We start from the raw sequence: 25,421 nt of genomic DNA, 5'->3' as shown, positions 1-25,421 counted from the left end.
CCTGCGCCTTCACCCCAGCAGCAACAACCACAACAGCCTCCACCGATCGGGTGTTGCGCTGGCTCCTGAACCTGCCCTCGCGCTGATACCTCGAACCGGCGGCGGGTGGACGGGGCGGGGCGGGCGTTTGCCGACGCGTGGGGCCGGGTAGCGCCGCGGGTGACCACCGATCTCGACCAGGAGGATTCTGCATGCGGGCCGTGACCTGGCAGGGCAAGCGCGACGTCCGGGTGGAAGACGTGCCCGACCCGACCATCCAGGAGCCGACCGACGTCATCATCGAGGTGACCTCCAGCGGGCTCTGCGGCTCCGACCTGCACCTGTACGAGACGCTCGGGGCGTTCCTGCACCCCGGTGACGTGCTCGGCCACGAGCCGATGGGACGCGTGGTGGCCACCGGCTCGGCGATCACCGACCTGCGGGTCGGCGACCGGGTGGTGGTGCCCTTCCAGATCGCCTGCGGGCGCTGCTGGATGTGCCAGCACGACCTGCAGACCCAGTGCGAGACCACCCAGGTGCGCGAGCACGGGATGGGCGCGGCGCTGTTCGGCTACACCGACCTCTACGGCTCGGTGCCGGGCGGTCAGGCCGAGCTGCTGCGCGTCCCGCACGCCGACTACGGCCCGATCAAGGTCGAGGACGGCCCCGACGACGACCGGTTCCTCTTCCTCTCCGACGTGCTGCCCACCGCCTGGCAGGGGGTGCGCTACGCCGGGGTGGTCCCCGGGGACGTGCTCGTCGTGCTCGGGCTGGGCCCGATCGGGGAGATGGCGGCCCGGGTGGCCCTGCAGCAGGGGGTCCGGGTGATCGGCGTCGACCGGGTGCCGGCCCGGCTCGAGCGCAGCCGCACCCTCGGGGTGGACGTCCTCGAGCTCGGCTCCGACCTGGTCGAGGAGGTGCTCAGCCGCACCGACGGCCGGGGTGCGGACGCCGTGCTCGACGCGGTCGGCATGGAGGCGCACGGATCGCCGGTGGCCGAGGTGGCGCAGAAGGTCGCCAGCCGGCTGCCCGACGCGCTGGCCCGGCCGCTGATGACGAGCGCCAGCACCGACCGGCTGGAGGCGCTGAAGACCGCGGTGGCGCTGGTGCGCCGCGGCGGCACCGTCTCCCTCAGCGGGGTCTACGCCGGCGCGGCCGACCCGCTCCCGATGCAGACCATCTTCGACAAGCAGCTGACTTTGAAGATGGGCCAGGCCAACGTGCGCCGCTGGCTGGAGGAGATGCTGCCGCTGGTGCAGGACCCGTCGGACCCGCTGGGGCTGGAGACCTTCGCCACCCACCACCGTCCGCTGGAGGAGGCGCCCGCGGCCTACGCGGCGTTCCAGGCCAAGGACGACGACATGATCAAGACGGTCTTCCGCCCCTGACCGCCGCCCCTCAGCAGGGGGCGTCCAGGCCGAGCTCGGCGGCGGTCTCCCGCAGCCGGGCGCGGTGCCCGGGGCCGACCGGGACGCCGTCGGCGCGGTGACGACGCTCCCGCTCGGCCTCGGGTCCGCCGGGCAGCCGGCTGGCCTCCAGCCCGGGCAGCGGTGTCAGCTCGCGGACCGCGCGCACGTAGGCGTCCATCTCGCGCCGGAAGGCGGCCGGGTCGGTGAAGAGGTCGATCCGCAGGCTGATGACCATGGAGCCCTGGTTCGCCCCGGCCCACTCCCGCTCGGCCCGCGCCGGGTCGAGCGGGACGCCGGCCAGCAGCCCGCCCCAGGACTGGCAGACCGCGCCCAGGCCGATGGCCCGCAGCACCAGACCCGGCGCGTCCCGCGCGATCCGGTCGCGGTGCGGGCTGTCGGCGTAGAGGTCGTGCATGGTGCCGAAGTCGAGCACCATCGGGTCCTCGTCCTGGGTGGGGGCGCTGAACGACATCGGCGAGCCGCCGGCCGCGTCGAACACCGGCGCCCCGGGGCTGAGCTCGAGCTGGTGGCCGGAGGTGACGAAGGTCAGCAGGTCGTGCGGCAGCGTCATCCGCGCATACAGCCCGGCGGCGCCGAAGTGTCCGTGGTTGCGGGTGAGCAGCACCGCGACCCCCTGCTGGCGCGCCCGCTCCACCAGCAGCCCGGTGCCCAGGTGCGCCGCGAAGTAGCCCAGGCCGCCGTCGCCGTCGACCAGCAGGCTGGACGGCGTCTCGCGCACCACCGCCGGACGGGCGCGCGGGTTCAGCCGGCCCTCGCGCAGCAGCCGGGCGTAGGTGGCGATCTGGACGGTGCCGTGGGAGAACACGCCGCGGCAGTCGTTGGCCACCAGCAGCTCGGCCAGCAGGGTCGCCTGCTCGGCGGGGAGCCCGGCGCTGGCGCCGACCTCGGTGACGAAGGTCTGCAGCTCGGCGGCGGGGACGACGACGGAGTCGGCGGGTGGCTCGTTCACGCACCGATCCTGGCAGGTCAGCCCGGGTGCGACCGCTGCGCCCCGCCCCCGTCGCCGGTCTCCGGGAGATCGTCCGCGCCGGTCGCCGCGCCCTCGTCCAGCAGCTCCTGCATCCGGCGCAGCACCCGCAGCTGGGCGGGGTGGTAGAGCTCGGTCAGCGCGGACGCCACCGCCGCCGCCGCGGGCGCCGCCCCGTGCGTCGACCCCGCCAGCGGGTCGTCCAGCCCGGGGTGCTGCGCGCGGGTGCGCCGGACCACGGCCACCAGCCGGGCGGCCAGGGCGTCCACGGTGGCCTCGTCGGCGTCGACCGGCAGCCGCTCCAGCTCCTGCTCGGCCGGGTCCGGCGTCGCGATCGCCCGGCCGAACTCCTGCAGCGCCGTCGCGTCGAAGACGCTGGCGTAGACCTTGAGCAGCGAGCGCTGGGTGGCGCTGAGGTCGACGGCGACCGGGGCGAACCCGGTCGGGGTGTCGGCCGGGGCACGGTGGCGGCGCAGCTGGGCGAGCTCCTCCCGCGCCCGGGTCATCCGCTCGACCGAGGCGGCGAGCTCGGCGTCCAGCGCGTCGAGCTCAGCCTCGGGGTCGCGGTCGTCCCGGTCCAGGGCGGCAACCTGCTCCAGGGAGAGCCCGAGCTCGACCAGCCGGCGGATCTGCAGCAGCCGCAGCAGGTGGGGCACGCCGTACTGCTTGTAGCCGTTGGACGCACGCCCGGGCAGCTCCAAGAGCCCGACGGCGTGGTAGTGCCGCACGGTGTTGACGGTCGTGCCGGCGAGTGCGGCGAGCTGTCGGGTGCTCCAGGCCATCGCTCCTCCTCTGGTGCCCGGCGGCGTCGCGGGCATGGTCGCAGTCCGGACGTCGCGTGGTCGACGAAGCTCACACCCCAGCCAGCACGGGCACCAGGTAGCGCAGGCTGAGCGCCTCGTAGACCGCCCCGAGCACCAGCAGCGCCAGCGCGGCCAGCGCCAGCCAGCCCAGGCTCCGCAGCCCGCGCAGGTAGCCCTGGCGCCGGTTCGCGGCGTGGACCGTGCTCGGTCGCAGCCAGGCCCAGCCGTGCACCCAGACGCCCAGGGTCAGCAGGATGTAGGCCTGGAACTCGATCAGGGCCGTCAGCGAGTGCGGCACCAGGACGGCCCAGGTGGTGCTGCCGTTCGGCGCCAGCGTGATGCCGATGGTGACCGCCCGGTAGGCGAAGACGGCGATGCCGGCGAACGGGATGACGAGCGAGGGCAGGATGATCGAGGCCAGGCTGACGGTGAACACGTTGACCGCCAGGATGGTCAGCGCGAACAGCGGCGGGTTCGTCAGCAGCGAGACCACCAGGTCGGTGGTGCCGTCGGTGTCGAGACCCTCCACCCGGGCTGCGTTGAGCTGGGGGAAGAGCAGGCCGAGCGCCACGCCGAGCAGGAGCAGCCCGTACATGACGGCGTTGAGGACGAGGTAGGGCCGCAGGTGGTCGCGGATGATCTGCAGGGGTCGGCGGACGGTGCGCACGGGTCAGCTCCGGGGGTCGGTGGCCGCAGCGTCTCTGCGGCACGCGCACCAGTGCAGACCGTGTGGTCACCACAGGGTCAAGTCTCAGCCCGGGACGTCCACCCCGAGGTGCGTGCCCAACAGCTCGCGCAGCTCGGTCGAGCTGGTGAACGGCCCGACGTGGGTGTGGGCGAGCCGGCCGTCGGCGGTGACGAAGAAGGTGACCGGAGGCCCAAGCACCCGCAGCGGCTCACGCACGGCGCCGGTCTGGTCGACCAGGTGCGGGTAGCGCTGGGCGCTGACCTCGGCCACGGCGATCGCGGCGAGCGGGTCGGCGTCCTGGTAGAGCAGGCCGACCGTCAGCAGCTCGCCCTGGGTCAGCCCGGCGACCTCCGACAGGTAGGGCGCCTCGGCCCGGCAGGGGGTGCACCAGGACGCCCAGACGTTGACCATCATCGGCTGGCCTCGCAGCCGGGAGAGGTCGACCTCCGACCTCCCGCCCAGGCAGGGCAGCACCAGCGGCGGCAGACCGTCGGGCCGGGGCTCGGCGGCGGGGTCGGCGACCGGGCAGTCGGCGATGCCGGCGGCCACCCGGGCCGCCTCGACCTCCTCCGCGCCCGCCTCCGGCACGCTCGCCGCGGGAGTCGACGGACCGGAGGGCGGGGCGCCTCCACCCGCGCGCTGCACCCCGGTCGTCGTGCAGCCGGTGAGCAGGAGGGCGGTCGCCAGCAGGGCCAGCACCCGTCTCATCCGCGCGGCTCCCGGACCAGCGTGGCGGCCTTGATCGGGTCGGTCGGGCCCTCGCCGTAGGAGGGGCACCAGCGCGCCACCGGGCAGGCGCCGCAGGCGGGGTTGCGGGCGTGGCAGCGTCGACGGCCGTGCCAGATGACGTGGTGGCACAGCATCGTCCAGTCCTTCTTCGGGAACAGCTCGCCCACGGCGTGCTCGATGCGGACCGGGTCGGTCTCCTCGGTCCAGCCGAAGCGGCGCACCAGCCGCGCGAAGTGGGTGTCGACGGTGATGCCGGGCACGTCGAAGGCGTTGCCGAGGACCACGTTCGCGGTCTTGCGGCCCACCCCCGGCAGCTTGACCAGGTCGTCCAGGCGTCCGGGCACCTCCCCGCCGTGGTGCTCGACCAGGGCCGCACCCAGCTTCATCAAGGTGCTGGTCTTGGCCCGGAAGAAGCCGGTGGGTTTGATGAGCTCCTCCAGCTCGGCCACGTCGGCCCCGGCGTAGGCGGCGGCGTCGGGGTAGCGGGCGAACAGCGGAGGCGTCACCAGGTTGACCCGGCGGTCGGTGGACTGGGCCGACAGCACCGTGGCCACCAGCAGCTCGAGCGGGGTGGTGAAGTCGAGCTCGCAACGGGCGTCGGGGTAGGTCTCGGCCAGGGTGCGGTTGATGGCCCGGGCCCGCCGCTTCAACCCGGTCGGCGTCTCGGACGCGGTGCTGCTAACCATGCGGTGCACCCTACGTGCCGGCGCCGACGGTTCCCGACCCCTCGCTCCGGGTACACCTCTCGCCCGGGTGCACGCCCCTACCCGCTTGGGTAGGGTGCCCAGCGGAATCGGAGGTGACAGTGGATCCTGATGTGCTCAGGCAGGCGCCCCTGTTCAGGGAGCTGGACGACGAGGCGGCCGCAGCCCTGGAGCAGGCGATGTCGACGATCTCGCTGCGCCGTGGTGCCGTGCTCTTCCACGAGGGCGACGTCGGGGACCAGCTGTACGTGGTCATCCAGGGCAAGATGAAGCTGGGCCGCAGCGGCTCCGGCGGCCGGGAGAACCTGCTCGCGGTGCTCGGCCCGGGCCAGATGTTCGGCGAGCTGTCCGTCTTCGACCCCGGACCCCGCTCCACCACCGCGACCGCGGTGACACCGGTCGAGCTGCGCTGCCTCGAGCACGAGGAGCTGGCCAAGTGGCTCAACGGGCGCCCCGAGGTGTCCCGGGCGCTGCTGGGCCAGCTGGCTGAGCGGCTGCGGCGCGCCAACGACGTGGTGGCCGACCTGGTCTTCTCCGACGTCCCGGGCCGGGTGGCCAAGGCGCTGCTCGACCTCGCCGCCCGCTTCGGCACCGAGCGCAGCGAGGGGCTGCTGGTCAACCACGACCTGACCCAGGAGGAGCTGGCCCAGCTGGTCGGCGCCTCCCGCGAGACCGTGAACAAGGCGCTGGCCGACTTCGCCGCCCGCGGCTGGATCCGGCTGGAGCCGCGGTCGGTCACGCTGCTGGCCGTCGACCGGATCGAGCGCCGGGCCCGCTGAGCAGCGCGGCGTCGGACCGGGCTCAGCCGGGGACGCCGAGGTGGGCCAGCTGGGCCCGGGCCGAGCGCAGCGCCGCCTGGTGCAGGGTCGGCTCGAGCTCGCCGTACACCCGCCGCACCACCTCCTCGGGAGTGCGGGCGCCCGCCGCCACCGCGGCGCGGACCTCGGCCAGCCGCTGCTGGCGGTGCTCCCGGTAGCTGGCGACCACCTCCGCGGGACGCCCGACGACCGGCCCGTGGCCGGGCAGCAGCTCGACCACCCCGCGCTCTCCCACCACCTGCTGCAGCCGCTCCAGCGAGGCCAGGTAGGCGGTGAGGTCGCCGTCGGGGTGGGCGATCACGCTGGTGCCGCGACCGAGGACGGTGTCACCGGTGAGCAGCCGCGGCCCGTCCCCGGCGTCGAGGAGGAAGGCCGCGGAGTCGCTGGTGTGGCCGGGCACGTGCAGCACCTCCACCGCCAGCCCGGGCCAGGTCAGCACCTCCCCGTCGTCGAGCGGGTCCGCGCTGCTGAGATCGGCCCGCACCGCCCGCACAGGCGCCCCGGTGCGCCGCACCAGCCCGGGCACCCCGTCCAGGTGGTCGGCATGGTGATGGGTCAGCAGCACCGTCCCGACGCCTTCGGGGCAGGCGCCGACCACGGTGTCGAGGTGGGCGTCGTCGGCCGGTCCCGGGTCGACGACGACGGCCGGCCCGCTGTCAGGCTGCAGCACCCAGGTGTTGGTGCCCTCCAGCGTCATCGGGCCGGGGTTGGGCGCCAGCACCCGCCGCCAGCTCGCCACGGCGCTGCTCAGCCGGCGAGCTGCAGCACGAGCTCGACCTCGACCGGGGCGTCCAGCGGCAGCGCCGCGGCCCCGACCGCGCTGCGGACGTGCGCGCCCGCTTCGCCGAAGACGTCGCCGAGCAGCTGGCTGGCGCCGTTGCCGACGGCCGGCTGACCGGTGAAGCCCGGCGCGCTGGCCACGTACACCACGGCCTTGAGCACCCGGCCGATCCGGTCCAGCCCACCGGCGACCGAGGCCGCGGCAGCCAACCCGTTGAGCGCGCAGAGCCGGGCCAGCTCCGTCCCCTGCTCGACGCTGACGTCCCGGCCCACCAGGCCGGTGAGCGGCAGCGCGCCCTCGACCAGCGGCAGCTGCCCCGAGGTCCACACCTGGTCCCCGACGACGGTGGCGGGGACGTAGGCGGCCAGCGGGGCGGCCACCGGCGGCAGGGTGAGCCCCAGCGCGGCCAGCCGGGCGGTCGGCGTACCCACCCTCAGCCCTGCAGCGGGCGCTTGAAGTAGGCCACCAGGTTCTCCGGGTTCATCCCCGGCACGAGCTGCACCAGCTCCCAGCCGTCGGCGCCGAAGGTGTCGAGGATGGCCTTGGTGTTGTGCACCAGCACGGGCGCGGTCAGGTACTCCCACTTGGTCATGCCCGGCAGCGTATCGGCCGACGACCCTGGCCCGTCCCTCTACCCTGGAGCCCATGCCGGAGCCCCTGCACACGCTGCACGTCGTCAGCGGCAAGGGCGGGACCGGCAAGACCACGGTCGCCGGCGCGCTGGCGATGGCGCTGGCCACCGGAGGGCGTCGGGTGCTGCTGTGCGAGGTGGAGGGACGCCAGGGGCTGGCCGAGCTGTTCGGCGTCCCGCCGCTGCAGGGCGACGAGGAGCGCCGGCTGGTCCGCACCCCCGACGGCGGGGAGGTGCGCGGGTTGTCGATCAACGCCCGGGACGCGCTGATGGAGTACCTGGCCACCTTCTACCGGCTGGGGCTGGCCGGACGGGCCCTGGACAAGTTCGGCGTCTACGACTTCGCCACCTCGATCGCGCCGGGACTGCGCGACGTGCTGCTCACCGGCAAGGTCTACGAGGCCGTCCGCCGCCGCACCCGTGGACGTCCACACTCCTACGACGCGGTCGTGCTGGACGCGCCGCCGACCGGCCGGATCGCACCCTTCCTCAACGTGCACGAGGCGGTCGCCGGGCTGGCCCGGGTCGGGCCGATCCACTCCCAGGCCGACTCGATCATGCAGGTGCTGCGGTCGCGGCGCACGGTGGTGCACCTGGTCACCCTGCTGCAGGACATGCCGGTCACCGAGACGCTGGAGGCGGTCGAGGAGCTCGGGCCGACCGGGATCGCGGTGGGCGCGGTGGTCTGCAACATGGTGACCCCGACCCCGCTCACCCCCGAGGCCCTGGCCGCCGTGCCGGCCGAACCGCGGCTGGACGTCCCCGGCCTGGACGAGGCCGACGACGCCGCGCTGGCCGCCGAGTTCGCCGACGAGCTGGCCGCCCTGCGGGAGGAGCACGCCTGCTACCAGCGCCTCGTCCCGGCCGGACGTCCGCTGGTCGAGCTGCCACACGACCCGGCGGGCATCGACCGGGCCGCCCTGCTCACCCTGGCCCGGGCCCTGCGCGAGCAGCTCCCGGAGGAGGTCGCATGACGCTGGTCACCGATCCCGCCCGGGCGGGTGGGCACCGGGCCTGGGGACGCCCCGAGACCACCCCCTTCCTCGACGTGGACGCCCTGCTCGCCGACCGCGACCTGCACATCGTCATCTGCTGCGGCTCCGGCGGGGTGGGCAAGACCAGCGCCTCGGCCGCGCTGGCCGTCCGCGCGGCCGAGCAGGGGCGGCGGGTGGTGGTGCTGACCATCGACCCGGCCCGGCGGCTGGCCCAGTCCCTCGGCATCGAGCAGCTGGACAACACCCCGCGGCCGGTGGCCGGGATCGACACCTCGGCCGGCGGGTCGCTCGAGGCGATGATGCTCGACATGAAGCGGACCTTCGACGACGTGGTGCTCGCCCACGCCAGCCCGGAGAAGGCCGAGCAGATCCTCGGCAACCCCTTCTACCAGGCGCTCTCCACCTCCTTCTCCGGCACGCAGGAGTACATGGCGATGGAGAAGCTGGGCCAGCTCAGCGCCGAGCTGGGCCTGGACCGCGGCGCGGGCCGGCGGGCGCGCTGGGACCTCATCGTCGTCGACACCCCGCCCTCGCGTTCGGCGCTGGACTTCCTCGACGCCCCCGAGCACCTGAGCTCGCTGCTGGACGGCCGGCTGCTGCGGCTGCTGCTCAACCCCTCCCGCGGGCCGCTGCGGTTCATGAGCGCCGGACTGGCGGTGGTGACCTCGGCGATGAGCCGCGTGCTCGGGGCCCAGGTGCTCAGCGACGTCCAGACCTTCGTCGCCGCGTTCGAGACCCTGTTCGGCGGGTTCCGGCAGCGGGCCGAGGCGACGCTGGCCAACCTCGCCTCGCCGCACACCACCTTCCTGGTGGTGGCCACCCCCGAGCGGGACGCGCTGCGGGAGGCGACCTTCTTCGTCGAGCGGCTGGCCGACGAGGGGCTACCGCTGGCCGGGGTGGTGGTCAACCGGCTGCACGGCTCGGCGGTCGCGCTGTCGGCGGAGCGGGCCTGGGCGATGGCCGAGGACCTGCCCGAGGACGGGCTGGAGGCGCTGGCGCTGCGGGCCCACGCCACCCGGATGCACCTGGTGGAACGCAACCAGGAGGCCGTCCGGCGCTTCTGCGCCACCGTGCCCGGGCTGGCGCTGACCACCGTCCCGGCCCTGCCCGGCGACGTCACCGCGCTGGACGACCTGCGCACCGTCGGGGAGCTGCTGGCGGCGCGGGACGGCTGAGCGACGCGCCGTGGATGAGGGCGATTTGTGCGGATGCTGAGAACTCGGTAGAACTTGGGCACGCCGTGCCCTTGAGCCGGTGTGTCCTGTCGCGCCGATTTCTGCTGCGTACCCCCGGCCACGTACTGTGTGCGCCATGTCGACCAAGCGCCTGGGCAGCCTGGCCTACTCCACCATCATGTTCGTCGTCGTCAGCGTCCTCATGGGACTGCTCGCGGCGGGTCTGGTGGTGCCGTTCGCCGCGGTGGCCGGCACCGGCAGCCGGGCGACGGCCAACAGCCTCGAGCTGTTGCCCGCCGACCTGGAGACCCCGCCGCAGCCGGAGCGCTCCCAGGTGCTGATGGCCGACGGATCGGTGCTGGCCGACTTCTTCGAGGAGAACCGGGTCTACGTCGCCCTGGAGGACATCGCCCCGGTGATGCAGCAGGCCCAGATCGCCATCGAGGACCACCGCTTCTACGAGCACGGCGCGATCGACCTGGTCGGCACCCTGCGCGCGTTCGCCCAGAACACCGCGGGCGGCTCGACCCAGGGCGGTTCCAGCATCACCCAGCAGTACGTGAAGATGGTGCAGATCGAGAAGGCCAAGGCCGCCGGCGACGAGGCCGGCATCCTGGCCGCGCAGGAGCAGTCCTACTCCCGCAAGATCCAGGAGATGCGCTACGCCATCGCGATGGAGAAGCGCTTCTCCAAGGACGAGATCCTCGAGCGCTACCTCAACATCGCCTACTACGGCGACGGCGCCTACGGTGTGAACCAGGCCGCCTGGCACTACTTCGGCAAGACCGCGAAGGACCTGGAGCTGGCCGAGGCCGCCATGCTGGCCGGTCTCGTGCAGAACCCGACCGCCACCGACCCGGTGCGCTTCCCCGAGCGGGCCATCGAGCGCCGCGACGTCGTCATCAACCGGATGGCCCAGCTCGGCCTGGTCACCCCGGAGGCGGCCGAGGAGGCCGCCGCCACCGAGTGGGACCCGGGCCAGGTCAAGTCCTTCACCAACGGCTGCGTCGGCACCGAGTTCCCGTTCCTGTGCGACTACGTCCGCCAGACCCTGCTCACCAACGAGGCCCTCGGTTCGACCGTGGCCGAGCGGGAGTCCCAGCTCAAGCGGGGCGGGCTGCGGATCGAGACCCAGATCGACCGCAAGACCCAGCAGGCCGCCGAGAAGGCGATCTCGGAGCTGATCGCGCCGACCGACCCGGTGATCTCGACCATGACGATGGTCCAGCCGGGCACCGGGCTGATCATGGCGATGGCGCAGTCGCGCCCGGAGATGGGCACCGACAAGGGCCAGACCTACTACAACTACGCGGTGCCGGCCAGCCTGGGTGGCGCGGAGGGGTTCCAGGCCGGGTCGACCTTCAAGACCTTCGTCGCCGCGGCCGCCCTGGAGAAGGGCATCCCGATGACGAAGCGGTACAACGCGCCGCAGCAGAAGGACTTCAGCGACACCCGGTTCCAGGCCTGCGAGGGCACCGTCAAGGTGCCGAAGGGCTACAAGCCGAAGAACTCCACCCGCTCGGGCAACAACATGTCGATGGCGACCGCGACGGCGTGGTCGGTCAACACCTACTTCCTGCAGCTCGGCCGCGACACCGGCATGTGCAACGTCACCGAGATGCTCGACAAGACCGGCGTGGCGCTGTCCAGCGGCGACCCGTGGGCCGAGCAGTCGACGATCTTCTCGCTGCCGCTGGGTTCGGTCGACATCACCCCGCTGTCGATGGCCGAGGGCTACGCCACCTTCGCCGCCGACGGCGTGCACTGCGAGCCGGTGATCGTCGAGAAGGTCACCACCGGCACCGGTGAGGAGGTGCCGATCCCCGATGCCGGGTGCGAGCGGGTGATCGAGGCCGACGTCGCGCGCGGCGTGAACAGCCTGCTGCAGGGCGTGATGGACGCCACCGGGCGTCCGGCCGACATCGGCAAGGGCTACGCGACCGCGGGCAAGACCGGCACCACCGACAACAACCAGGCCGTCTGGTTCTGCGGCTACACCCCCGAGGTGGCCGGCTGCGCCTCCATCGCGATCGACAAGACCAACCCGTACTGGAAGGGCAAGCGGAAGTCCCTCAAGGGCCGCACCCTGCCGGTGAGCGACACCTACCTGGCCGGTTCCGGTGGTGGTGACGCCGGTCAGTTCATCTGGAAGCCGGCGATGACCGAGGCGCTCAAGGGCAAGCCGAAGACGAAGTTCAAGAAGCCGTCCGCCAACGTCCGCGAGGGCAAGACCGCCGACGTCCCGAGCGTGGTCGGGCTCACCGCGGATGAGGCGGAGGAGACGCTGAACGCCGCCGGCTTCAACGTCGTCCGCGCCAACACCTACAGCAGCGCCCCGCGCGGCACCTACCTCGGCCCCTCGGACAAGAGCCGGGCCAAGCAGGGCAGCACGATCTACCTCTACTTCTCCGCCGGTCCGCGTCCACAGCCCCGCGATGACGATGACGACGACAAGAAGAAGAGCAAGAAGAGCAGCGACAACAAGAAGAAGGACAGCGAGAAGGAGGACAGCAAGAAGGAGGACAGCAAGAAGAAGGACAGCAAGAAGGACGACGAGGACGACGACGAGTGAGTCGTCTCCGCCGGGGCGCCGCGGTCGTCGGCGCCCTGGGAGCGGCCTGCCTGGCCTGGGGCACCCTGGTCGAACCGCGCGTCTTCCGGCTGCGCCGCTTCGAGCTGCCCCTGCTGCCCGCCGGGTCGCCCCCGGTGCGGGTGCTGCACCTGTCCGACCTGCACCTGCTGCCCGGCCAGCGCGCCAAGCTGGACTGGGTCTCCCGGTTGGCCGGCCTCGAGCCCGACCTGGTGGTCGACACCGGTGACAACCTCGCCTCCGCCCGGTCCGTGGAGCCGCTGCTGCGGGCCCTCGGACGGCTGACCGAGCGCCCGGGCGCCTTCGTCCTCGGCAGCAACGACTACTTCAGCCCCCAGCTGAAGAACCCGGCCGCCTACCTCTGGTCCTCCCCCGGCGCCACCCCGGAGCGGGAGGAGGACCTGCCCTGGCAGACGCTGGTGCAGCATCTCTCCGACGCCGGCTGGCACGACCTCACCTCCCGCCGGGCGACGGTGGAGGTGCACGGCGTCCGGATCGAGCTGCGGGGCACCGACGACGCCCACCTCGACCGCGACGACTACGCCTCGGTCGCCGGCGAGGTCTCCCCCGGGCACGACGTCAGCATCGGCGTCACCCACGCGCCCTACCTGCGGGTGCTGGACGCGATGGCCGCCGACCGGGTCGACCTGGTGCTCGCCGGCCACACGCACGGCGGCCAGGTCTGCCTGCCCGGTGGACGGGCCCTGGTCACCAACTGCGACATCGAGCCGTCCCGGGTGAAGGGCCTCAGCTCCCACGAGGCCCGCACCGCCGACGGCGGCATCCACCGCTCCGCGCTGCACGTCAGCGCCGGGCTGGGCATGTCCCCCTACGCGCCCTACCGCTTCGCCTGCCCGCCCGAGGCCAGCCTGCTCACCCTCACCGCCCGCCCCGGGCTCTGAGGCCGCCCGCACCGGACGATGTGCGCCGACGGGCGGTGTCGGCTAGACTCGCCGCTGGCTCGCAGCCCTCCGGGAGCGGGCCGGTGTCCGTCAGGGCATCGGGGTGTGGCGCAGCTTGGTAGCGCGCTTCGTTCGGGACGAAGAGGTCGCAGGTTCAAATCCTGTCACCCCGACCAGCTCCGCCAGTGACCCTCGGGGTGCCGGCGGACGACGCTCAGGCCCGTGGCTGACGAGGTCGTCGTCCCGATCCTGCTCAGCCGCTCCCTCGACGACGCTGGCCTTCTCCATCGCGCTGGACACCTTCGACCCCGAGCAGTCGCGGGGCAGCGTGATCATCCAGGTGGCCGACACGGGGGTCTTCTTCGACGAGCTCGCCGCCGGTCTGCGGGCGGCCCACGGACGTCTGCCGGTCACCGGCATCCCGCGGGATCACCCGGCCGCGGCGCCACCAGGGCACCGCCGCCGGGTTCAGCGTCGTCGCCCCCGGCGGCAGCAACTGGCGACCACCCCCGCGCCCGGGCCGTGCGCGACGAACTGCGCACCCTGCCGCACGACGACGCCATCCGGACCGCGCTCACCGACCTCGACGTCGCCCCGGCCACCGACACGGACTCCCAGCGCGAGGCGTAGCCGGGACGACCTGACATCGGGGGCCGCTGCGTCGTCACCATGGTGTCGGAGCAGCGAGGAGGAGCCAGTCGTGAAGCACGTCCTGATCGTCGGCGGAGGGTACGCCGGTCTGTACACCGCCTGGGGGCTGCAGCGACGGCTGCGACGTGGCGAGGCCCGGGTGACGCTGGTCGACCCCCGCCCCTACATGACCTACCAGCCGTTCCTGCCCGAGGTGACCGCCGGGTCGGTCGAGCCGCGGCACGCGGCGGTGTCGCTGCGCGACCACCTGCGACGCACCCGGGTGGTGGCCGGGCAGGTGACCCGGATCGACCACGCCAGCCGCACCGCCGACATCACCACGGTGGACGGCTCGCACTGGCAGGAGCACTACGACGAGCTGGTGGTGACCGCGGGCGCGGTCACCCGGGTCTTCCCCGTGCCCGGCATCGCCGAGCACGCCATCGGGCTGAAGCGGGTGGAGGAGGCCGTCGCGGTCCGCGACCGGATCCTCACCAGCTTCGACCGGGCCGCGACCCTGCCGCCCGGCCCGCTGCGGCGCCGGCTGATCACCGTCACCGTGGTCGGCGGCGGGTTCACCGGCGTCGAGGTGTTCGGGGAGACGCTGTCCCTGGCGACCGCGCTGCTGCGGCGCTACCCCGAGATCGCCCGCGAGGAGCTGTCCTTCCACCTGGTCGAGGCCACCGGCCGGGTGCTGCCCGAGGTCACCGCCGGTCCCGGACGCTGGGTGGTGCGCCACCTGCGCGGCCGCGGCGCGTCGGTGCACCTCGACACCCAGGTGCGCTCGGCCGTCGACGGCCACGTGGTGCTGTCCGACGGCACCGAGTACGACTCCGGCCTGATCGTCTGGGCCGCCGGCAACGCGGCGAACCCGGTCGTCGCCACCCACACCGACCTGCCGCTGGACGCCCGGGGCTTCGTCACCGTCCGCGCCGACCTGCGGGTGGAGCGTGACGGCCAGGTGGTGCCGCACGCCTGGGCCGCCGGCGACAACGCCGCCGTGCCCGACCTCGCCGTCGGCTCCGGCCGCCGGACGGTGCCCAACGCCCAGCACGCGGTCCGCCAGGGGACGCTGCTCGCGGCCAACCTCGTCGCGACGCTGCGCGGCCACGAGCCGCGGGAGTACGTGCACCACAGCCTCGGCGTGGTCGCCACCCTGGGCCTCGGCCACGGGATCTTCCAGTGGCGCGGCATCGCCGTCCGCGGGCTGCTCGCCTGGCTGATGCACCGCGGCTACCACGTGCTGGCCGTGCCGTCGGTGGAGCGCAAGATCCGCGTGCTGCTCGGCTGGCTGGCCGCCGGCGCGGGTGGACGCGACATCGTCTCCCTCGCCGACACCGACACCGTGACGAGGACCGCGGCCCGCGTGCCCGCCGCCGGCGACGTGGCGGCCTGAGGTGGACGCCACCACGACCGACATCCCGGAGGTGCAGCAGGAGCGGCGCCGGCTGCTCTCCCTGGCCTACCGGATGCTCGGCACGCTGGCCGAGGCCGAGGACGCGGTGCAGGAGACCTACCTGCGCTGGTACCGGATGACCGAGGCCGAGCGCGCGGCCGTCGGCAACGTGCAGGGGTGGCTCACCCGCGTGGCCAGCCGGGTCTGCCTCGACGTGCTCGCCTCGGCGCGGCACCGCCGCGAGCGCTACGTCGGGGAGTGGCTGCCCGAACCGGTCCCGGCCGACCTCTTCCTCGCAACCACGCCGACCGCGCCGCCGGACCCGGCCGACCGGATCACCCTCGACGAGTCGGTCAGCACCGCCCTGCTGGTGGTGATGGAGGCGATGACGCCGGCCGAACGGGTCGCCTTCGTGCTGCACGACGTGTTCGGCCTGCCGTTCGCCGAGATCGCCGCCGTGGTCGGCCGCACCCCGGCCGCGACCCGGCAGCTGGCCTCCTCGGCCCGGCGCCGGGTGCGCGGGCACGACGCGCTCGGCGCGGACCGGCGCGAGCACGACGCCGTCACCCGCGCCTTCGCCCGGGCCGCCGGCACCGGCGACGTCGACGCGCTGGTCGCCCTGCTCGACCCCTCGGTCACCCTGCGCTCCGACGGCGGCGGCGTGGTCAGCGCTGCCCGGCGCCCGGTGCTCGGCGTCGGCAACGTCGCCCGGTTCCTGCTGGGCGTGGTCCGCAAGCACCCGGGGCTGCGGCTGGTCGAGGAGCGGACCGGCGACGGGGTCGTCCACCGTGTGGTGGCCGCCGACCCCACGGCCGGCGACCAGCTGGTCGGTCTGCTCACCCTGCGGGTCCGGCGTGGGCTCGTCACCGACGTCTGGCTGCAGGTCAACCCGCACAAGCTCCGCACCTGGACGGCCGGCCGGCCGATCCCGGCTCCAGCCACCCCGGAAGGAACCCCATGAGGATCATCGTCGTCGGCGGCCACGGACAGGTCGGCCGCCCGCTCGTGACGCTGCTGCGCAGCCAGGGCCACGACGCGCTCGCCGTCTCCCGACGCACCGGCGTCGAGGTGCTCACCGGAGAGGGTCTCGGGCCGGCGCTGGAGGGCGCCGACGTGGTCGTCGACGTCCTCAACACCACCGAGCAGGACCCCGAGGCGGCGACCGCCTACTTCCGCGGCACCACCGAGCGGCTGCTCGCCGCCGAGCAGAGCACCGGGGTCGGCCACCACGTGCTGCTCTCGGTGGTGGGGGCCGACCGGGCGCTGGGCAACGGCTACTACGTCGGCAAGGTCGCCCAGGAGGACGCGGTGCGCGAGGCTGACGTGCCCTTCTCGGTGGTCCGCGCCACCCAGTTCCACGAGTTCGTGCCGACCATCGCCGACTGGCTGACCGTGGACGGCGTCGTGCACGCGGCGCCGACGCTGCTGCAGCCAGTGGCGCTGACCGACGTCGTCGAGCTGCTCGCCGAGGTGGCGGTCGGCGCCCCGACCGGCGCCACCACCGACGTGGCCGGTCCCGCGGCCTTCCCGCTCGACGCGCTGCTGCGTGCCACCCTCGCCGCCACCGGCGACCGGCGCGAGGTGCGCACCCTCGAGGGGCAGGCCCTGGGGGCGGACACCACGGACGCGCTGGTGCCGCTGGGCGAGCACCGCACCGGGCCGACGCCGTACCCGCACCGGCCGACCACCTGAAGCGCACCGGGAGATCTCCCCGCGCCCCGACCGTCCGGCAGCGAACCTCGTCGCGACGCCGGTGCACGTCGGAAGATCCTCGCCCCGGCGCTAGGCTCGGCCCCGGGCACTCGACGGGGAGGAGCACGGATGGACAAGGTGGTCGCCACCGCGGCCGAGGCGGTCGCCGACATCGGCGACGGGGCGAGCCTGGCGGTCGGCGGGTTCGGCCTGTGCGGGATCCCCGAGGTGCTCATCACCGCGCTGCTGGAGCAGGGCGCCACCGACCTCGCCGTCGCCTCCAACAACTGCGGGGTGGACGGCTGGGGGCTGGGCCAGCTGCTGGCCGAGCACCGGATCCGGCGGGTCACCGCCTCCTACGTCGGGGAGAACAAGGAGTTCGCACGGCAGTACCTCAGCGGTGAGCTGGAGGTGGAGCTGGCCCCGCAGGGCACGCTGGCCGAGCGGCTGCGGGCCGGCGGCGTCGGCGTCCCCGCCTTCTACACCGCCACCGGGGTCGGCACCCAGGTCGCCGAGGGCGGGATCCCCTGGCGCTACGACAGCGAGGGCGGCGTGCTGGTGTCCTCACCGGCCAAGGAGACCCGCACCTTCCCCACCGCCGAGGGCGAGCGGGAGTTCGTGCTGGAACGGGCCATCGTCTGCGACTTCGGCCTGGTCCGTGCCTGGAAGGGCGACCGGCACGGCAACCTCGTCTACCACCGCGCCGCCCGCAACTTCAACCCGGTCTGCGCGATGGCCGGGCGGATCGCCGTGGCCGAGGTCGAGCACCTGGTGGAGCCGGGCGAGATCGACCCCGACGAGGTGCACACCCCCGGCGTCTTCGTGCGCCGGGTGGTGGCGCTGACACCGGAGCAGGCGGCGGCCAAGCGGATCGAGAAGGTCACCACCCGGCCCCGACCCGGCACCGCGCCCACCGGCACCAGCGGCACCGTGACCGCGGCCGGGACGGCGGCCGGACGATGAGCTGGACCCGCGACCAGATGGCCGCCCGTGCAGCCCGGGAGCTGCACGACGGCTCCTACGTCAACCTCGGGATCGGGATGCCGACCCTGGTGCCCAACCACGTCCCCGACGACGTCGAGCTGGTGCTGCACTCGGAGAACGGGCTGCTCGGCGTCGGCGCCTACCCCTACCCCGGCGAGGAGGACCCCGACCTCATCAACGCCGGCAAGGAGACCGTCACCCTGCGCCGCGGTGCGGCGACCTTCCACTCCGCCGACTCGTTCGGGATGATCCGCGGCGGCAAGATCGACGTCGCCGTCCTCGGGGCGATGCAGGTGAGCGAACGCGGCGACATCGCCAACTGGATGATCCCGGGGAAGATGGTCAAGGGCATGGGCGGGGCGATGGACCTCGTCGCCGGCGCGAAGCGGGTGGTGGTGCTGATGGAGCACGTCGCCCGTGACGGCACCCCGAAGCTGGTCCGGGAGTGCTCCCTGCCCTACACCGGCCGCGGGGTGGTGCAGCGGGTGATCACCGACCTCTGCGTCCTCGACGTCACCCCCGACGGCCTGCGGCTGGTCGAGCTGGCTCCCGAGGTCACCCTCGAGCAGGTGCGCGCCGCCACCGAGCCGGTGGTGCTGGCCAGCTGAGACGGGTGCCGGCCCGCCAGGACCTGCTCATGGCGTCACCTCAGGCCCGTACCACCGCTGATGCGCCGCCATGAGCACTTCCCGGTGGCGGACGTCCGGGGTCGGTGCCGTCAGCGGGTGAGGAGCGAGCGGACCACCATGACGTCGTGGTCGGTGTAGGTCGCCGGCTCCAGCTCCAGCCGCGGGTCGGCGAGGTCGCCGTAGGCGTGCTGGATGCCGGGCAGCTGGACGGCCTCGGCGTCGGTCTCGGTCCACCAGCCGGCGGGGGCGCAGGACGCGCGGCGGTTGACGTCGCCGGCGAAGACGGTGGGCTGCTCGCGGTCCTCCAGGCGGGCGGTGAGCTCGGCGCACTGCTGGGCGTTGACGCTGCCCGGAGCCTCACCGCCGGTGGAGAGGTGGGCGGTGCAGACGTCGAAGCGGCGGGCGGTGCTCGCGCAGATGAGCCGGCGCTCCTCCACCCCGTTGAAGACGGCGAAGGCGGTGTCGTCGACGTCGGTGATCGGGGTCTTGGACAGCACCGCGTTGCCGAACACGCCGCGCCCCTCGGGGTTGCGGCAGGGCAGCGGGGCGCCGTTGTAGATGACGGTGGCGAAGGCGACGTGGTAGCCCGCGCGGCGGCCGATCTCGGCGACGTCCCCGCTGCAGGCCTCGTTGAGGGTGGCGGCGTCGGCACGGTTCTCCCGCAGCCGCTCGACGGCCTCGTCCACGACCTTGGGGTACTCGGTGCCGCCGAAGCAGCCGGCCAGGCCGCTGAGGCAGAGGTTCATCTGCAGCACCGTCACCTGCCCGGGTCGACGCTCCTCGGCCGAGGCCGGGACGGTGGTGGTCAGCGCCACCCCCAGGAGCACTCCGAGGGCGAGCAGGACGGCGGGGATCCGGGTACGCACCGTCCGATCCTCACCCGCCGGGCGCGGGAAGGGAACAGCCGGGGCCGGGAGTTCACCGAGGCTTCGCCCGGAGGTCCGTCCGGCCTCAGGCGCGCGGTGGCTCCGACGGTCCGCCCGGGTGCTGTGGCGGGCCCGGGTGGGGCGCCCACCCCGGCGCACCCGGACCTCCGGGACGTGCCCCCGTCGGCGGGTAGCGGTGCGGCAGCTCCTGCCGCGGGCCCGACCGTCCGGCGACCACCAGGGCGGCCGCCACCAGTCCGACCGCCACCCAGTGCAGGATGTTGAACAGGCTGGCCACCAGGCCGAACTGGCCGGCCGCGACGTCGAGCTCACGCGCCAGCAGCGGCAGCACCGCACCGGAGAGCACCGACTGGACGAGGAAGAGCACCCCGGCCGCCAGCCCCAGCGCCCGGACCCGTCCCCGGGTGAAGACGCCGACCACCACCAGGAAGGCGACGTAGAGCAGCAGCGGCGGCAGCAGCGCGGAGATCAGGTGCAGCACGGCCCGGCCTCAGCGTCCGGTGCCGGCGTAGACGACCGCCTCGGACTCGGCGTCGAGACCGAAGGCGGTGTGCGCGGCGGCGACGGCGGCGTCCACCCGGTCGGCGTCCACCACCACCGAGATGCGGATCTCGGAGGTGGAGATCATCTCCAGGTTGACGTCGGCCTCGGCGAGTGCGCTGAAGAACCTCGCCGTCACCCCCGGGTGGGAGCGCATCCCGACCCCGACCACCGAGACCTTGCCGATCTGGTCGTTGTAGAGCAGGTCCTGGAAGCCGACCCGGTCCTTGATCGCCTCCAGCGCCTGGATCGCCTTGCGGCCGTCGGTCTTGGGCAGGGTGAAGGAGATGTCGGTGCGCGAGGTGTCCACGTGCGAGACGTTCTGCACGATCATGTCGACGTTGATCTCGTTGTCGGCGACGGTCTGGAAGATCGCCGCCGCCTCCCCGATCTTGTCCGGGACGCCGACCACGGTGATCTTGGCCTCGCCGCGGTCGTGGGCGACGCCGGAGATCAGTGCCTGTTCCATCAGTGGTCCTTTCAGGTCGGCGAGGTCCTTGACCCAGGTGCCGGGCTTGTCGGAGAAGGACGAGCGGACGTGCACCGGGACGTCCTCGCGACGGGCGTACTCCACGCAGCGCAGGTGCAGGATCTTGGCCCCGCAGGCCGCCATCTCCAGCATCTCCTCGTACGCGATCTCGGGGATCTGCCGGGCGCTCGGGACGATCCGCGGATCGGCGGTGTAGACCCCGTCGACGTCGGTGTAGATCTCGCAGAAGTCGGCCCGCAGCGCGGCGGCCAGGGCGACCGCGGTGGTGTCGGAGGCGCCCCGGCCGAGGGTGGTGATGTCCTTGGTGTCCTGGGAGACGCCCTGGAACCCGGCCACGATGACGATGTCGCCCTCGTCCAGTGCGGACTGGATGCGCCCGGGGGTGATGTCGATGATCCGGGCGTTGCCGTGGGTGCCGGTGGTGATCACCCCGGCCTGGGAGCCGGTGAAGGAGCGGGCGGTGGCGCCCAGGTCGGCGATCGCCATCGCCAGCAGGGCCGCGCTCATCCGCTCGCCGCTGGTCAGCAGCATGTCGAGCTCGCGCGGTGCGGGCTGCGGCGAGACCTGCAGGGCCAGGTCCATCAGCTCGTCGGTGGTGTCACCCATCGCCGAGATCACCACGACGACGTCGTGGCCCTCCTGCTTGGTGCGCAGGACCCGTCGCGCGACCCGCTTGATGCTCTCGGCGTCGGCCACCGAGGACCCGCCGAACTTCTGCACGACCCGTGTCACGCCCGACACTGTGCCACGCGCCGGGGGCCCGGCAGCGGTCCACCCACCAGGTGGATGGACGCCCGCGGCGCCGCTGGGCGCCCGACCCCGACCGGACGGCACAATGGCGGGGTGGATCAGCCCGAACGGCCGGCACCGCGGATCGGTGACCAGGAGCGCGACCTGGCGGTGCGCTACCTCCAGGAGCACATGGCCGCCGGTCGGCTGGACCAGCACGAGTTCGACGAGCGGATGACCCGGGCGCTCGGCGCCCGGGTCGAGACCGACCTCGTCCCGCTCTTCACCGACCTGCCCGCGCCGCGGATCGACTCCCGGCACACCTCGACCGAGCTGGTGCGCCGCGGGGTGGCGCCGGTGCGGCGCGGCCCGTCCCGCCACGCCGTCGTCACCGGGAGGCTGCTGGCCGGACTGTCCTGGCCGGCCGCCATCATCGGCGCGTCGGTGCTCGGCTGGGGCTCGTTCTGGTGGTTCGTCTTCATCCCGATCTTCGTCACGCCCTGGCTGCTCGGCGTCTTCGGTCTGAACGAGGATGGCGAGGAGAAGAAGGAGGAGGACGCGAAGGACTGAGCCTTCCGGCCACCATCTGGCCGGAGGCCGGGCCATCCTGGACCCATGGCCACCACCAGCTCACGGACGCTGCGGCTGCTGTCGCTGCTGCAGAACCACCGGTTCTGGGCCGGGCCCGAGCTCGCCGCCCGGCTGGAGGTGAGTGAGCGGACGCTGCGCCGTGACATCGACCGGTTGCGCGAGCTGGGCTACCCGGTGCGCTCCACCCGGGGTCTGGAGGGCGGCTACCAGCTCGAGCACGGGGCGGCGATGCCGCCGCTGGTGGTGGACGCCGACGAGACCGTCGCCATCGTGGTGGCACTGCGCGACGCCACCTGGGGACCGGCCGCCGGGCTGTCGGAGGCCTCGGTGCGGGCGCTGGCCAAGGTGATGCAGGTGCTGCCGAAGGCGTTGCGCCGCCGCGCGGAGGCGCTGTCGCAGATGACCGACAGCCGGGCTCTCACCGGCTCACCGGCCGTCGCCGCAGAGACCCTGGCCACCCTGGCGCTGGCCTGCCGCGACCAGGTGCGGGTGGAGCTGGAGCACACCGGCGCCGACGGCCGGACCACCCGGCGCAAGGTGGAGCCGCTGCGGCTGGTGCCGCAGGGCCGGCGCTGGTACCTCGTCGGCTACGACCTGCTCCGTCAGGACTGGCGGACCTTCCGGGTCGACCGGATCGGGCGCTGCACGGTGCTGCGCGAGCCGTTCCGGCCCCGGGCGCTGCCCGCCGAGACCGCCGCCGACTTCGTCCAGAGCACGACCCGCGCCCTGCGCGGCGGAGAGCGGGTGGTCGCGGAGGTGGCCACCGACGCCGAGCACGCCCGCTCCTGGGTCGGCCGCTGGGCCGAGGTGGAGGCGGTCGGGCCCGGGCGCTGCCGGGTGAGCATGGTGTCGGAGGAGCCGCACTGGGCGGTGCTGGCGCTCAACAGCCTGGAGGCCGAGTACACCGTCCTCTCCCCCGGCGGGTTCCGCGACGAGCTGCGCCGCCAGGCCGGACGCATGCTGCGCGCCGCGGAGGAGCCCTCGGCCGACGGCGGAGGACCGGCGGCTGAGCCCGTGGCAGGGACGCCGGCGCGGCAGCATCGCTAGGGTCGGGGCATGACGACACGTTGGGGCATCGCCAGCACCGGTCGGATGGCCGCCAGCTTCGCGGCCGACTTCTCCTCCGCCACCGACGCCGAGCTGGTGGCCGTCGGTTCCCGCGACGCCGACCGGGCCCGCGCCTTCGCCGAGGAGCGCGGGATCCCCCGCTCCCACGGCAGCTACGCCGCCTTGCTGGCCGACCCCGAGGTCGACGTCGTCTACGTCGCCACCCCGCACCCCCAGCACCACCGGCTGGCCCTGGCCGCGATCGAGGCCGGCAAGCCGCTGCTGGTGGAGAAGGCGTTCACCGCCACCTTCGCCGGCGCCCAGGAGGTCGTCGACGCCGCCCGCGCAGCCGAGGTGTTCGTGATGGAGGCGCTGTGGACGCGCTTCCTCCCCGCCGTGGTGAAGGCCCAGGAGCTCATCGACGACGGCGCGATCGGCGAGGTCCGCGCCGTCCAGGCCGACCTCGGCTCCCAGCGCGACTTCGACCCGTCGGACCGGCTCTTCTCCCCCGCCCTCGGCGGCGGTGCCACCCTCGACCTCGGCGTCTACGTCATCAACCTGGCCCAGCAGTTCCTCGGCATCCCGACGACGGTGCACGCCGCCGGCTCGACCTATCCCAACGGCGTCGACGCCACCGTCAGCTACCTGCTCGGCTTCGAGGACGGCCGCTCGGCCGCGCTGAGCTGCTCGCTGGAGTCGCAGACGCCCAGCCGGGCGATCATCATGGGCACCGGCGGGCACATCGAGCTCGAGCCCCGGTTCCACCACCCCAGCAGCCTAGTGCTGCGCCCGAACGCCGGCGAGCCGCAGAGCTTCTCGCTGCCGCCGCGCGGGGTGGGCTACGGCCACCAGATCGACGAAGTCGGGCAGTGCCTCTCCCTCGGCCTGACCGAGAGCCCCACCATGCCGCTGGCCGACACCCTGGCCGTCCAGGCCGTCATGCAGGCCTCGCTCGACCAGCTCGGCGTCGAGGTGCGCGAGGACGACTCCGTCCAGATCTGAGCCGTCCGGCCCGGGACGGCTCGGTCGCGCGCGGGCCGACGGCCCCATCGGCGAGCAGCGGCGCGACCGCCTCCGGCGCCTCCAGCGGGACGAGGTGGCCGGCGCCCGGCACCACGACCAGCTCCGCCGACGGCAGCGCGGCGGCGATCTCCTCGTGCATCGGCAGCGAGCAGAGCGCGTCCAGCTCCCCGGCCACCACCGTCGCCGGCCCGGGGAACCGGGCGAGCCCGGGACGCACGTCCTCCCGGCTGCGCTGGATCCCCAGCTGGTGACGGAAGGAGTGCACCCCCACCGCGACCGCCATCGCCTCGGCCAGCGCGGCCAGCCCCGCGTCGTCCCGGCGGGACGGGGCGACCAGGGACGGCCAGAGCACCTCCGGGGTGATCCGCTCGAACCCGCCCGCCAGCGCCCGCTCCTCCAGGGCGTCCCAGCCGGCGTGCTGGGCGGAGGTGGGCGCCCGGCCGTTGCAGCTGAGCAGCACCAGCCGGCGCACCCTGCCGGGGGCGCGGGCCACCAGTGCCATCGCCACCACCGCGCCCAGCGACAGCCCGGCCAGGTCGAACCGCGGCGGCGCGACGGCCAGCACCGCCCCGACCGCGTCCTCCAGCGACGCCCCCACGAGCGGCAGGTCGACGACGTCCGCACCGGCGCCGACCCGCGACCACAGCCGCTCGTCCAGCAGCATCCCGGGCAGCCGCAGCAGGGGCAGGGGGTTCACCACGACGACCCGGACCCGTCCGACAGGTCGGGGTAGAGGTCGGTCCGCCGGTCGGCGAAGAGGTCGTTGTGGTGCCCGCGGCGCTTGTCGCGGGCGCGCCGCACGTCGACCTCGGCCAGCAGCACCCCCGCGCGCCCCAGCGCCGGCTCGGTCAGCCGGCGCCCGGCCGGGTCGGCCACCACGCTGCCGCCCACCCAGTCCACGCCCCGCTCGGGGCCCACCCGGTCGGCGACGGCGAGGTAGACGCCGGAGCTGGCGGCCGCGGCCCGGGCCTGGACGACCTCGGTCACCTCGTCGGGGAGCAGCGGCGTCTGGCACGGCCAGTTGCTGGGCGCGGCGACGAGGTCGGCGCCGCGCAGGGCGAGGTCGCGGACCCACTCGGGGAACTCGATCTCGTAGCAGATGGCCATCCCGATGCGGCCCACCGGCGTGTCGACCACCGGGCTACGACGGGTGCCCGGCGTGAAGACCGCCTTCTCGACACCACCCCACAGGTGCGTCTTGCGGTGCACCGCCCGCACCCGGCCGTCCTGGACCAGCAGGGCGCTGTTGGCCACCGCACCGTCGGAGGTGCGTTCGCAGAAGCCGGCCACGACGAGGGCCCGCGACCCGGCGACGCGCCGGACCAGCCGGGAGGTCGGGCCGTCCTCGGCGGACTCGGCCCGGCGCCTCGCCTCGGCCGGGTCGGCGAACACGTAGCCGCTCAGCAGCAGCTCCGGCAGCACCACCAGGGCCGCACCGCGCCGGCACGCCTCCTCCAGTGCCGCGGCAGCCGCCTGCTCGGTGCCGGCCGGGTCGTCGATGTCGACCGGCACCTGGCAGACCGCCAGCGTCCAGGACGGGACGTCCCGCGGCGCAGGCCCCTCCTCCTCGCTGTGCGGCTCGACCACCGGG

The 25,421-nt window shown here is 73.8% G+C and carries 27 protein-coding genes and 1 tRNA gene; 15 read left to right on the top strand and 13 right to left on the bottom strand.

What is annotated here, in order from left to right; all coding sequences use genetic code 11:
* Window positions 1-191 precede the first annotated feature (191 nt).
* Window positions 192-1,367, top strand: a complete 1,176-nt coding sequence (locus tag DT076_RS18505; protein ID WP_114128181.1) for an alcohol dehydrogenase catalytic domain-containing protein — start codon at window positions 192-194, stop codon at window positions 1,365-1,367.
* A 10-nt stretch (window positions 1,368-1,377) separates the two neighbouring features.
* Here DT076_RS18505 and DT076_RS18500 read toward each other — a convergent pair whose 3' ends face one another.
* The 5 genes from DT076_RS18500 to nth form a co-directional block, all read right to left on the bottom strand.
* Window positions 1,378-2,358 carry an Ldh family oxidoreductase gene (locus tag DT076_RS18500; protein ID WP_114128180.1) on the bottom strand — a complete coding sequence of 327 codons (981 nt, stop codon included), beginning with the start codon at window positions 2,356-2,358 and terminating at the stop codon, window positions 1,378-1,380.
* A gap of 17 nt (window positions 2,359-2,375) precedes the next feature.
* A complete protein-coding gene (locus DT076_RS20315) occupies window positions 2,376-3,158 on the bottom strand; it encodes a MerR family transcriptional regulator (RefSeq protein WP_114128179.1) in 783 nt (260 codons plus the stop codon).
* Between the two features lie 70 nt (window positions 3,159-3,228).
* Window positions 3,229-3,846, bottom strand: a complete 618-nt coding sequence (locus DT076_RS18490; protein ID WP_114128178.1) for a stage II sporulation protein M — start codon at window positions 3,844-3,846, stop codon at window positions 3,229-3,231.
* A gap of 84 nt (window positions 3,847-3,930) precedes the next feature.
* Window positions 3,931-4,575 (bottom strand): TlpA family protein disulfide reductase, encoded by a 645-nt coding sequence (locus DT076_RS18485; RefSeq protein ID WP_147264195.1) that lies wholly within the window; start codon window positions 4,573-4,575, stop codon window positions 3,931-3,933.
* Window positions 4,572-5,282 (bottom strand): endonuclease III, encoded by a 711-nt coding sequence (gene nth, locus DT076_RS18480; protein WP_114128176.1) that lies wholly within the window; start codon window positions 5,280-5,282, stop codon window positions 4,572-4,574. Before nth ends, DT076_RS18485 begins: the two co-directional genes overlap by 4 nt.
* A gap of 119 nt (window positions 5,283-5,401) precedes the next feature.
* Between nth and DT076_RS18475 the strand changes: the two genes are divergently transcribed.
* Window positions 5,402-6,079, top strand: a complete 678-nt coding sequence (locus DT076_RS18475) for a Crp/Fnr family transcriptional regulator (RefSeq protein WP_114128175.1) — start codon at window positions 5,402-5,404, stop codon at window positions 6,077-6,079.
* 22 nt (window positions 6,080-6,101) lie between these two features.
* On the opposite strand, the gene DT076_RS18470 is transcribed toward DT076_RS18475, so the two are convergent.
* From DT076_RS18470 to DT076_RS19730, 3 genes are read right to left on the bottom strand one after another with little or no spacing between them, the layout of a single operon-like run.
* Window positions 6,102-6,857, bottom strand: coding sequence for an MBL fold metallo-hydrolase (locus DT076_RS18470; RefSeq protein ID WP_233494071.1), 756 nt, complete (start codon window positions 6,855-6,857; stop codon window positions 6,102-6,104).
* Between the two features lie 8 nt (window positions 6,858-6,865).
* Window positions 6,866-7,330: a RidA family protein gene (locus DT076_RS18465; RefSeq protein WP_114128174.1), complete on the bottom strand. Its 465-nt coding sequence runs from the start codon at window positions 7,328-7,330 to the stop codon at window positions 6,866-6,868.
* A gap of 2 nt (window positions 7,331-7,332) precedes the next feature.
* Window positions 7,333-7,491, bottom strand: coding sequence for a hypothetical protein (locus DT076_RS19730; protein WP_199539290.1), 159 nt, complete (start codon window positions 7,489-7,491; stop codon window positions 7,333-7,335).
* 53 nt (window positions 7,492-7,544) lie between these two features.
* On the opposite strand from DT076_RS19730, the gene DT076_RS18460 reads away from it, so the two are divergent.
* The 10 genes from DT076_RS18460 to DT076_RS18415 all read left to right on the top strand — a co-directional run bounded on the left by DT076_RS18460 (window position 7,545) and on the right by DT076_RS18415 (window position 18,502).
* Window positions 7,545-8,504 carry an ArsA-related P-loop ATPase gene (locus DT076_RS18460; protein ID WP_114128173.1) on the top strand — a complete coding sequence of 320 codons (960 nt, stop codon included), beginning with the start codon at window positions 7,545-7,547 and terminating at the stop codon, window positions 8,502-8,504.
* Complete coding sequence (locus tag DT076_RS18455) at window positions 8,501-9,700, top strand: ArsA family ATPase (RefSeq protein WP_114128172.1); 1,200 nt, start codon at window positions 8,501-8,503, stop codon at window positions 9,698-9,700. The genes DT076_RS18460 and DT076_RS18455 overlap by 4 nt, the downstream gene beginning before the upstream one ends.
* A gap of 136 nt (window positions 9,701-9,836) precedes the next feature.
* A complete protein-coding gene (locus tag DT076_RS18450) occupies window positions 9,837-12,272 on the top strand; it encodes a transglycosylase domain-containing protein (protein ID WP_114128171.1) in 2,436 nt (811 codons plus the stop codon).
* Window positions 12,269-13,192 (top strand): metallophosphoesterase, encoded by a 924-nt coding sequence (locus DT076_RS18445; protein ID WP_114128170.1) that lies wholly within the window; start codon window positions 12,269-12,271, stop codon window positions 13,190-13,192. The genes DT076_RS18450 and DT076_RS18445 overlap by 4 nt, the downstream gene beginning before the upstream one ends.
* Before the next feature lie 99 nt (window positions 13,193-13,291).
* Window positions 13,292-13,368 (top strand) — tRNA-Pro (locus DT076_RS18440).
* 524 nt (window positions 13,369-13,892) lie between these two features.
* Window positions 13,893-15,218: an NAD(P)/FAD-dependent oxidoreductase gene (locus DT076_RS18435; RefSeq protein ID WP_158548201.1), complete on the top strand. Its 1,326-nt coding sequence runs from the start codon at window positions 13,893-13,895 to the stop codon at window positions 15,216-15,218.
* Window position 15,219: 1 nt separating this feature from the next.
* Complete coding sequence (gene sigJ, locus DT076_RS18430) at window positions 15,220-16,179, top strand: RNA polymerase sigma factor SigJ (RefSeq protein WP_233494070.1); 960 nt, start codon at window positions 15,220-15,222, stop codon at window positions 16,177-16,179.
* Window positions 16,176-16,910: an SDR family oxidoreductase gene (locus tag DT076_RS18425; protein ID WP_114128168.1), complete on the top strand. Its 735-nt coding sequence runs from the start codon at window positions 16,176-16,178 to the stop codon at window positions 16,908-16,910. Before sigJ ends, DT076_RS18425 begins: the two co-directional genes overlap by 4 nt.
* Window positions 16,911-17,039: 129 nt before the next feature.
* On the top strand, window positions 17,040-17,873 hold the full coding sequence (locus tag DT076_RS18420; protein ID WP_114128167.1) for a CoA transferase subunit A: 834 nt from the start codon (window positions 17,040-17,042) through the stop codon (window positions 17,871-17,873).
* Window positions 17,870-18,502: a CoA transferase subunit B gene (locus tag DT076_RS18415; RefSeq protein ID WP_114128166.1), complete on the top strand. Its 633-nt coding sequence runs from the start codon at window positions 17,870-17,872 to the stop codon at window positions 18,500-18,502. The genes DT076_RS18420 and DT076_RS18415 overlap by 4 nt, the downstream gene beginning before the upstream one ends.
* A 110-nt stretch (window positions 18,503-18,612) precedes the next feature.
* On the opposite strand, the gene DT076_RS18410 is transcribed toward DT076_RS18415, so the two are convergent.
* From DT076_RS18410 to DT076_RS18400, 3 genes are all read right to left on the bottom strand, one after another.
* Window positions 18,613-19,389, bottom strand: a complete 777-nt coding sequence (locus tag DT076_RS18410; protein WP_114128165.1) for an endonuclease/exonuclease/phosphatase family protein — start codon at window positions 19,387-19,389, stop codon at window positions 18,613-18,615.
* Window positions 19,390-19,474: 85 nt separating this feature from the next.
* Entirely contained in the window at window positions 19,475-19,891 is a 417-nt protein-coding gene (locus DT076_RS18405; RefSeq protein ID WP_114128164.1) for a hypothetical protein, read from the bottom strand.
* Between the two features lie 9 nt (window positions 19,892-19,900).
* The gene (locus DT076_RS18400) at window positions 19,901-21,172 is read right to left on the bottom strand and encodes an aspartate kinase (RefSeq protein ID WP_114128186.1); all 1,272 of its coding nucleotides are present in this window, start codon (window positions 21,170-21,172) and stop codon (window positions 19,901-19,903) included.
* Between the two features lie 111 nt (window positions 21,173-21,283).
* Between DT076_RS18400 and DT076_RS18395 the strand changes: the two genes are divergently transcribed.
* The 3 genes from DT076_RS18395 to DT076_RS18385 are packed head-to-tail and all read left to right on the top strand — an operon-like array spanning window position 21,284 to window position 23,809.
* Complete coding sequence (locus DT076_RS18395; protein ID WP_158548200.1) at window positions 21,284-21,739, top strand: DUF1707 SHOCT-like domain-containing protein; 456 nt, start codon at window positions 21,284-21,286, stop codon at window positions 21,737-21,739.
* A gap of 45 nt (window positions 21,740-21,784) precedes the next feature.
* Window positions 21,785-22,807, top strand: a complete 1,023-nt coding sequence (locus DT076_RS18390; RefSeq protein ID WP_114128162.1) for a helix-turn-helix transcriptional regulator — start codon at window positions 21,785-21,787, stop codon at window positions 22,805-22,807.
* Between the two features lie 9 nt (window positions 22,808-22,816).
* Window positions 22,817-23,809, top strand: a complete 993-nt coding sequence (locus tag DT076_RS18385) for a Gfo/Idh/MocA family protein (protein ID WP_114128161.1) — start codon at window positions 22,817-22,819, stop codon at window positions 23,807-23,809.
* Here DT076_RS18385 and DT076_RS18380 read toward each other — a convergent pair.
* Together DT076_RS18380 and DT076_RS18375 are read right to left on the bottom strand one after the other, a co-directional pair.
* Window positions 23,745-24,527: an alpha/beta fold hydrolase gene (locus DT076_RS18380; protein ID WP_114128160.1), complete on the bottom strand. Its 783-nt coding sequence runs from the start codon at window positions 24,525-24,527 to the stop codon at window positions 23,745-23,747. The genes DT076_RS18385 and DT076_RS18380 overlap by 65 nt on opposite strands.
* Complete coding sequence (locus DT076_RS18375; protein WP_114128159.1) at window positions 24,524-25,417, bottom strand: nitrilase-related carbon-nitrogen hydrolase; 894 nt, start codon at window positions 25,415-25,417, stop codon at window positions 24,524-24,526. Before DT076_RS18375 ends, DT076_RS18380 begins: the two co-directional genes overlap by 4 nt.
* Window positions 25,418-25,421: the final 4 nt, after the last annotated feature.

Origin of the sequence: Desertihabitans brevis (assembly GCF_003327535.1) — a bacterium.
GTDB classification, from domain to species: Bacteria; Actinomycetota; Actinomycetes; order Propionibacteriales; family Propionibacteriaceae; genus Desertihabitans; species Desertihabitans brevis.
The sequence above is the reverse complement of the archived record's forward strand: the minus strand, read 5'-3'. Positions and strand labels throughout refer to the sequence as shown.

Excerpts from the sequence above, each read along its gene's own strand:
- DT076_RS19730 (WP_199539290.1), bottom strand. The coding sequence starts at position 7,491 with ATGACCAAGTGGGAGTACCTGACCGCGCCCGTGCTGGTGCACAACACC.
- nth (WP_114128176.1), bottom strand. The coding sequence starts at position 5,282 with ATGGTTAGCAGCACCGCGTCCGAGACGCCGACCGGGTTGAAGCGGCGG.
- DT076_RS18450 (WP_114128171.1), top strand. The coding sequence starts at position 9,837 with ATGTCGACCAAGCGCCTGGGCAGCCTGGCCTACTCCACCATCATGTTC.
- DT076_RS18505 (WP_114128181.1), top strand. The coding sequence starts at position 192 with ATGCGGGCCGTGACCTGGCAGGGCAAGCGCGACGTCCGGGTGGAAGAC.
- DT076_RS18385 (WP_114128161.1), top strand. The coding sequence starts at position 22,817 with ATGACGACACGTTGGGGCATCGCCAGCACCGGTCGGATGGCCGCCAGC.
- DT076_RS18485 (WP_147264195.1), bottom strand. The coding sequence starts at position 4,575 with ATGAGACGGGTGCTGGCCCTGCTGGCGACCGCCCTCCTGCTCACCGGC.
- DT076_RS18420 (WP_114128167.1), top strand. The coding sequence starts at position 17,040 with ATGGACAAGGTGGTCGCCACCGCGGCCGAGGCGGTCGCCGACATCGGC.
- DT076_RS18460 (WP_114128173.1), top strand. The coding sequence starts at position 7,545 with ATGCCGGAGCCCCTGCACACGCTGCACGTCGTCAGCGGCAAGGGCGGG.
- DT076_RS20315 (WP_114128179.1), bottom strand. The coding sequence starts at position 3,158 with ATGGCCTGGAGCACCCGACAGCTCGCCGCACTCGCCGGCACGACCGTC.
- DT076_RS18455 (WP_114128172.1), top strand. The coding sequence starts at position 8,501 with ATGACGCTGGTCACCGATCCCGCCCGGGCGGGTGGGCACCGGGCCTGG.
- DT076_RS18425 (WP_114128168.1), top strand. The coding sequence starts at position 16,176 with ATGAGGATCATCGTCGTCGGCGGCCACGGACAGGTCGGCCGCCCGCTC.
- DT076_RS18415 (WP_114128166.1), top strand. The coding sequence starts at position 17,870 with ATGAGCTGGACCCGCGACCAGATGGCCGCCCGTGCAGCCCGGGAGCTG.
- DT076_RS18390 (WP_114128162.1), top strand. The coding sequence starts at position 21,785 with ATGGCCACCACCAGCTCACGGACGCTGCGGCTGCTGTCGCTGCTGCAG.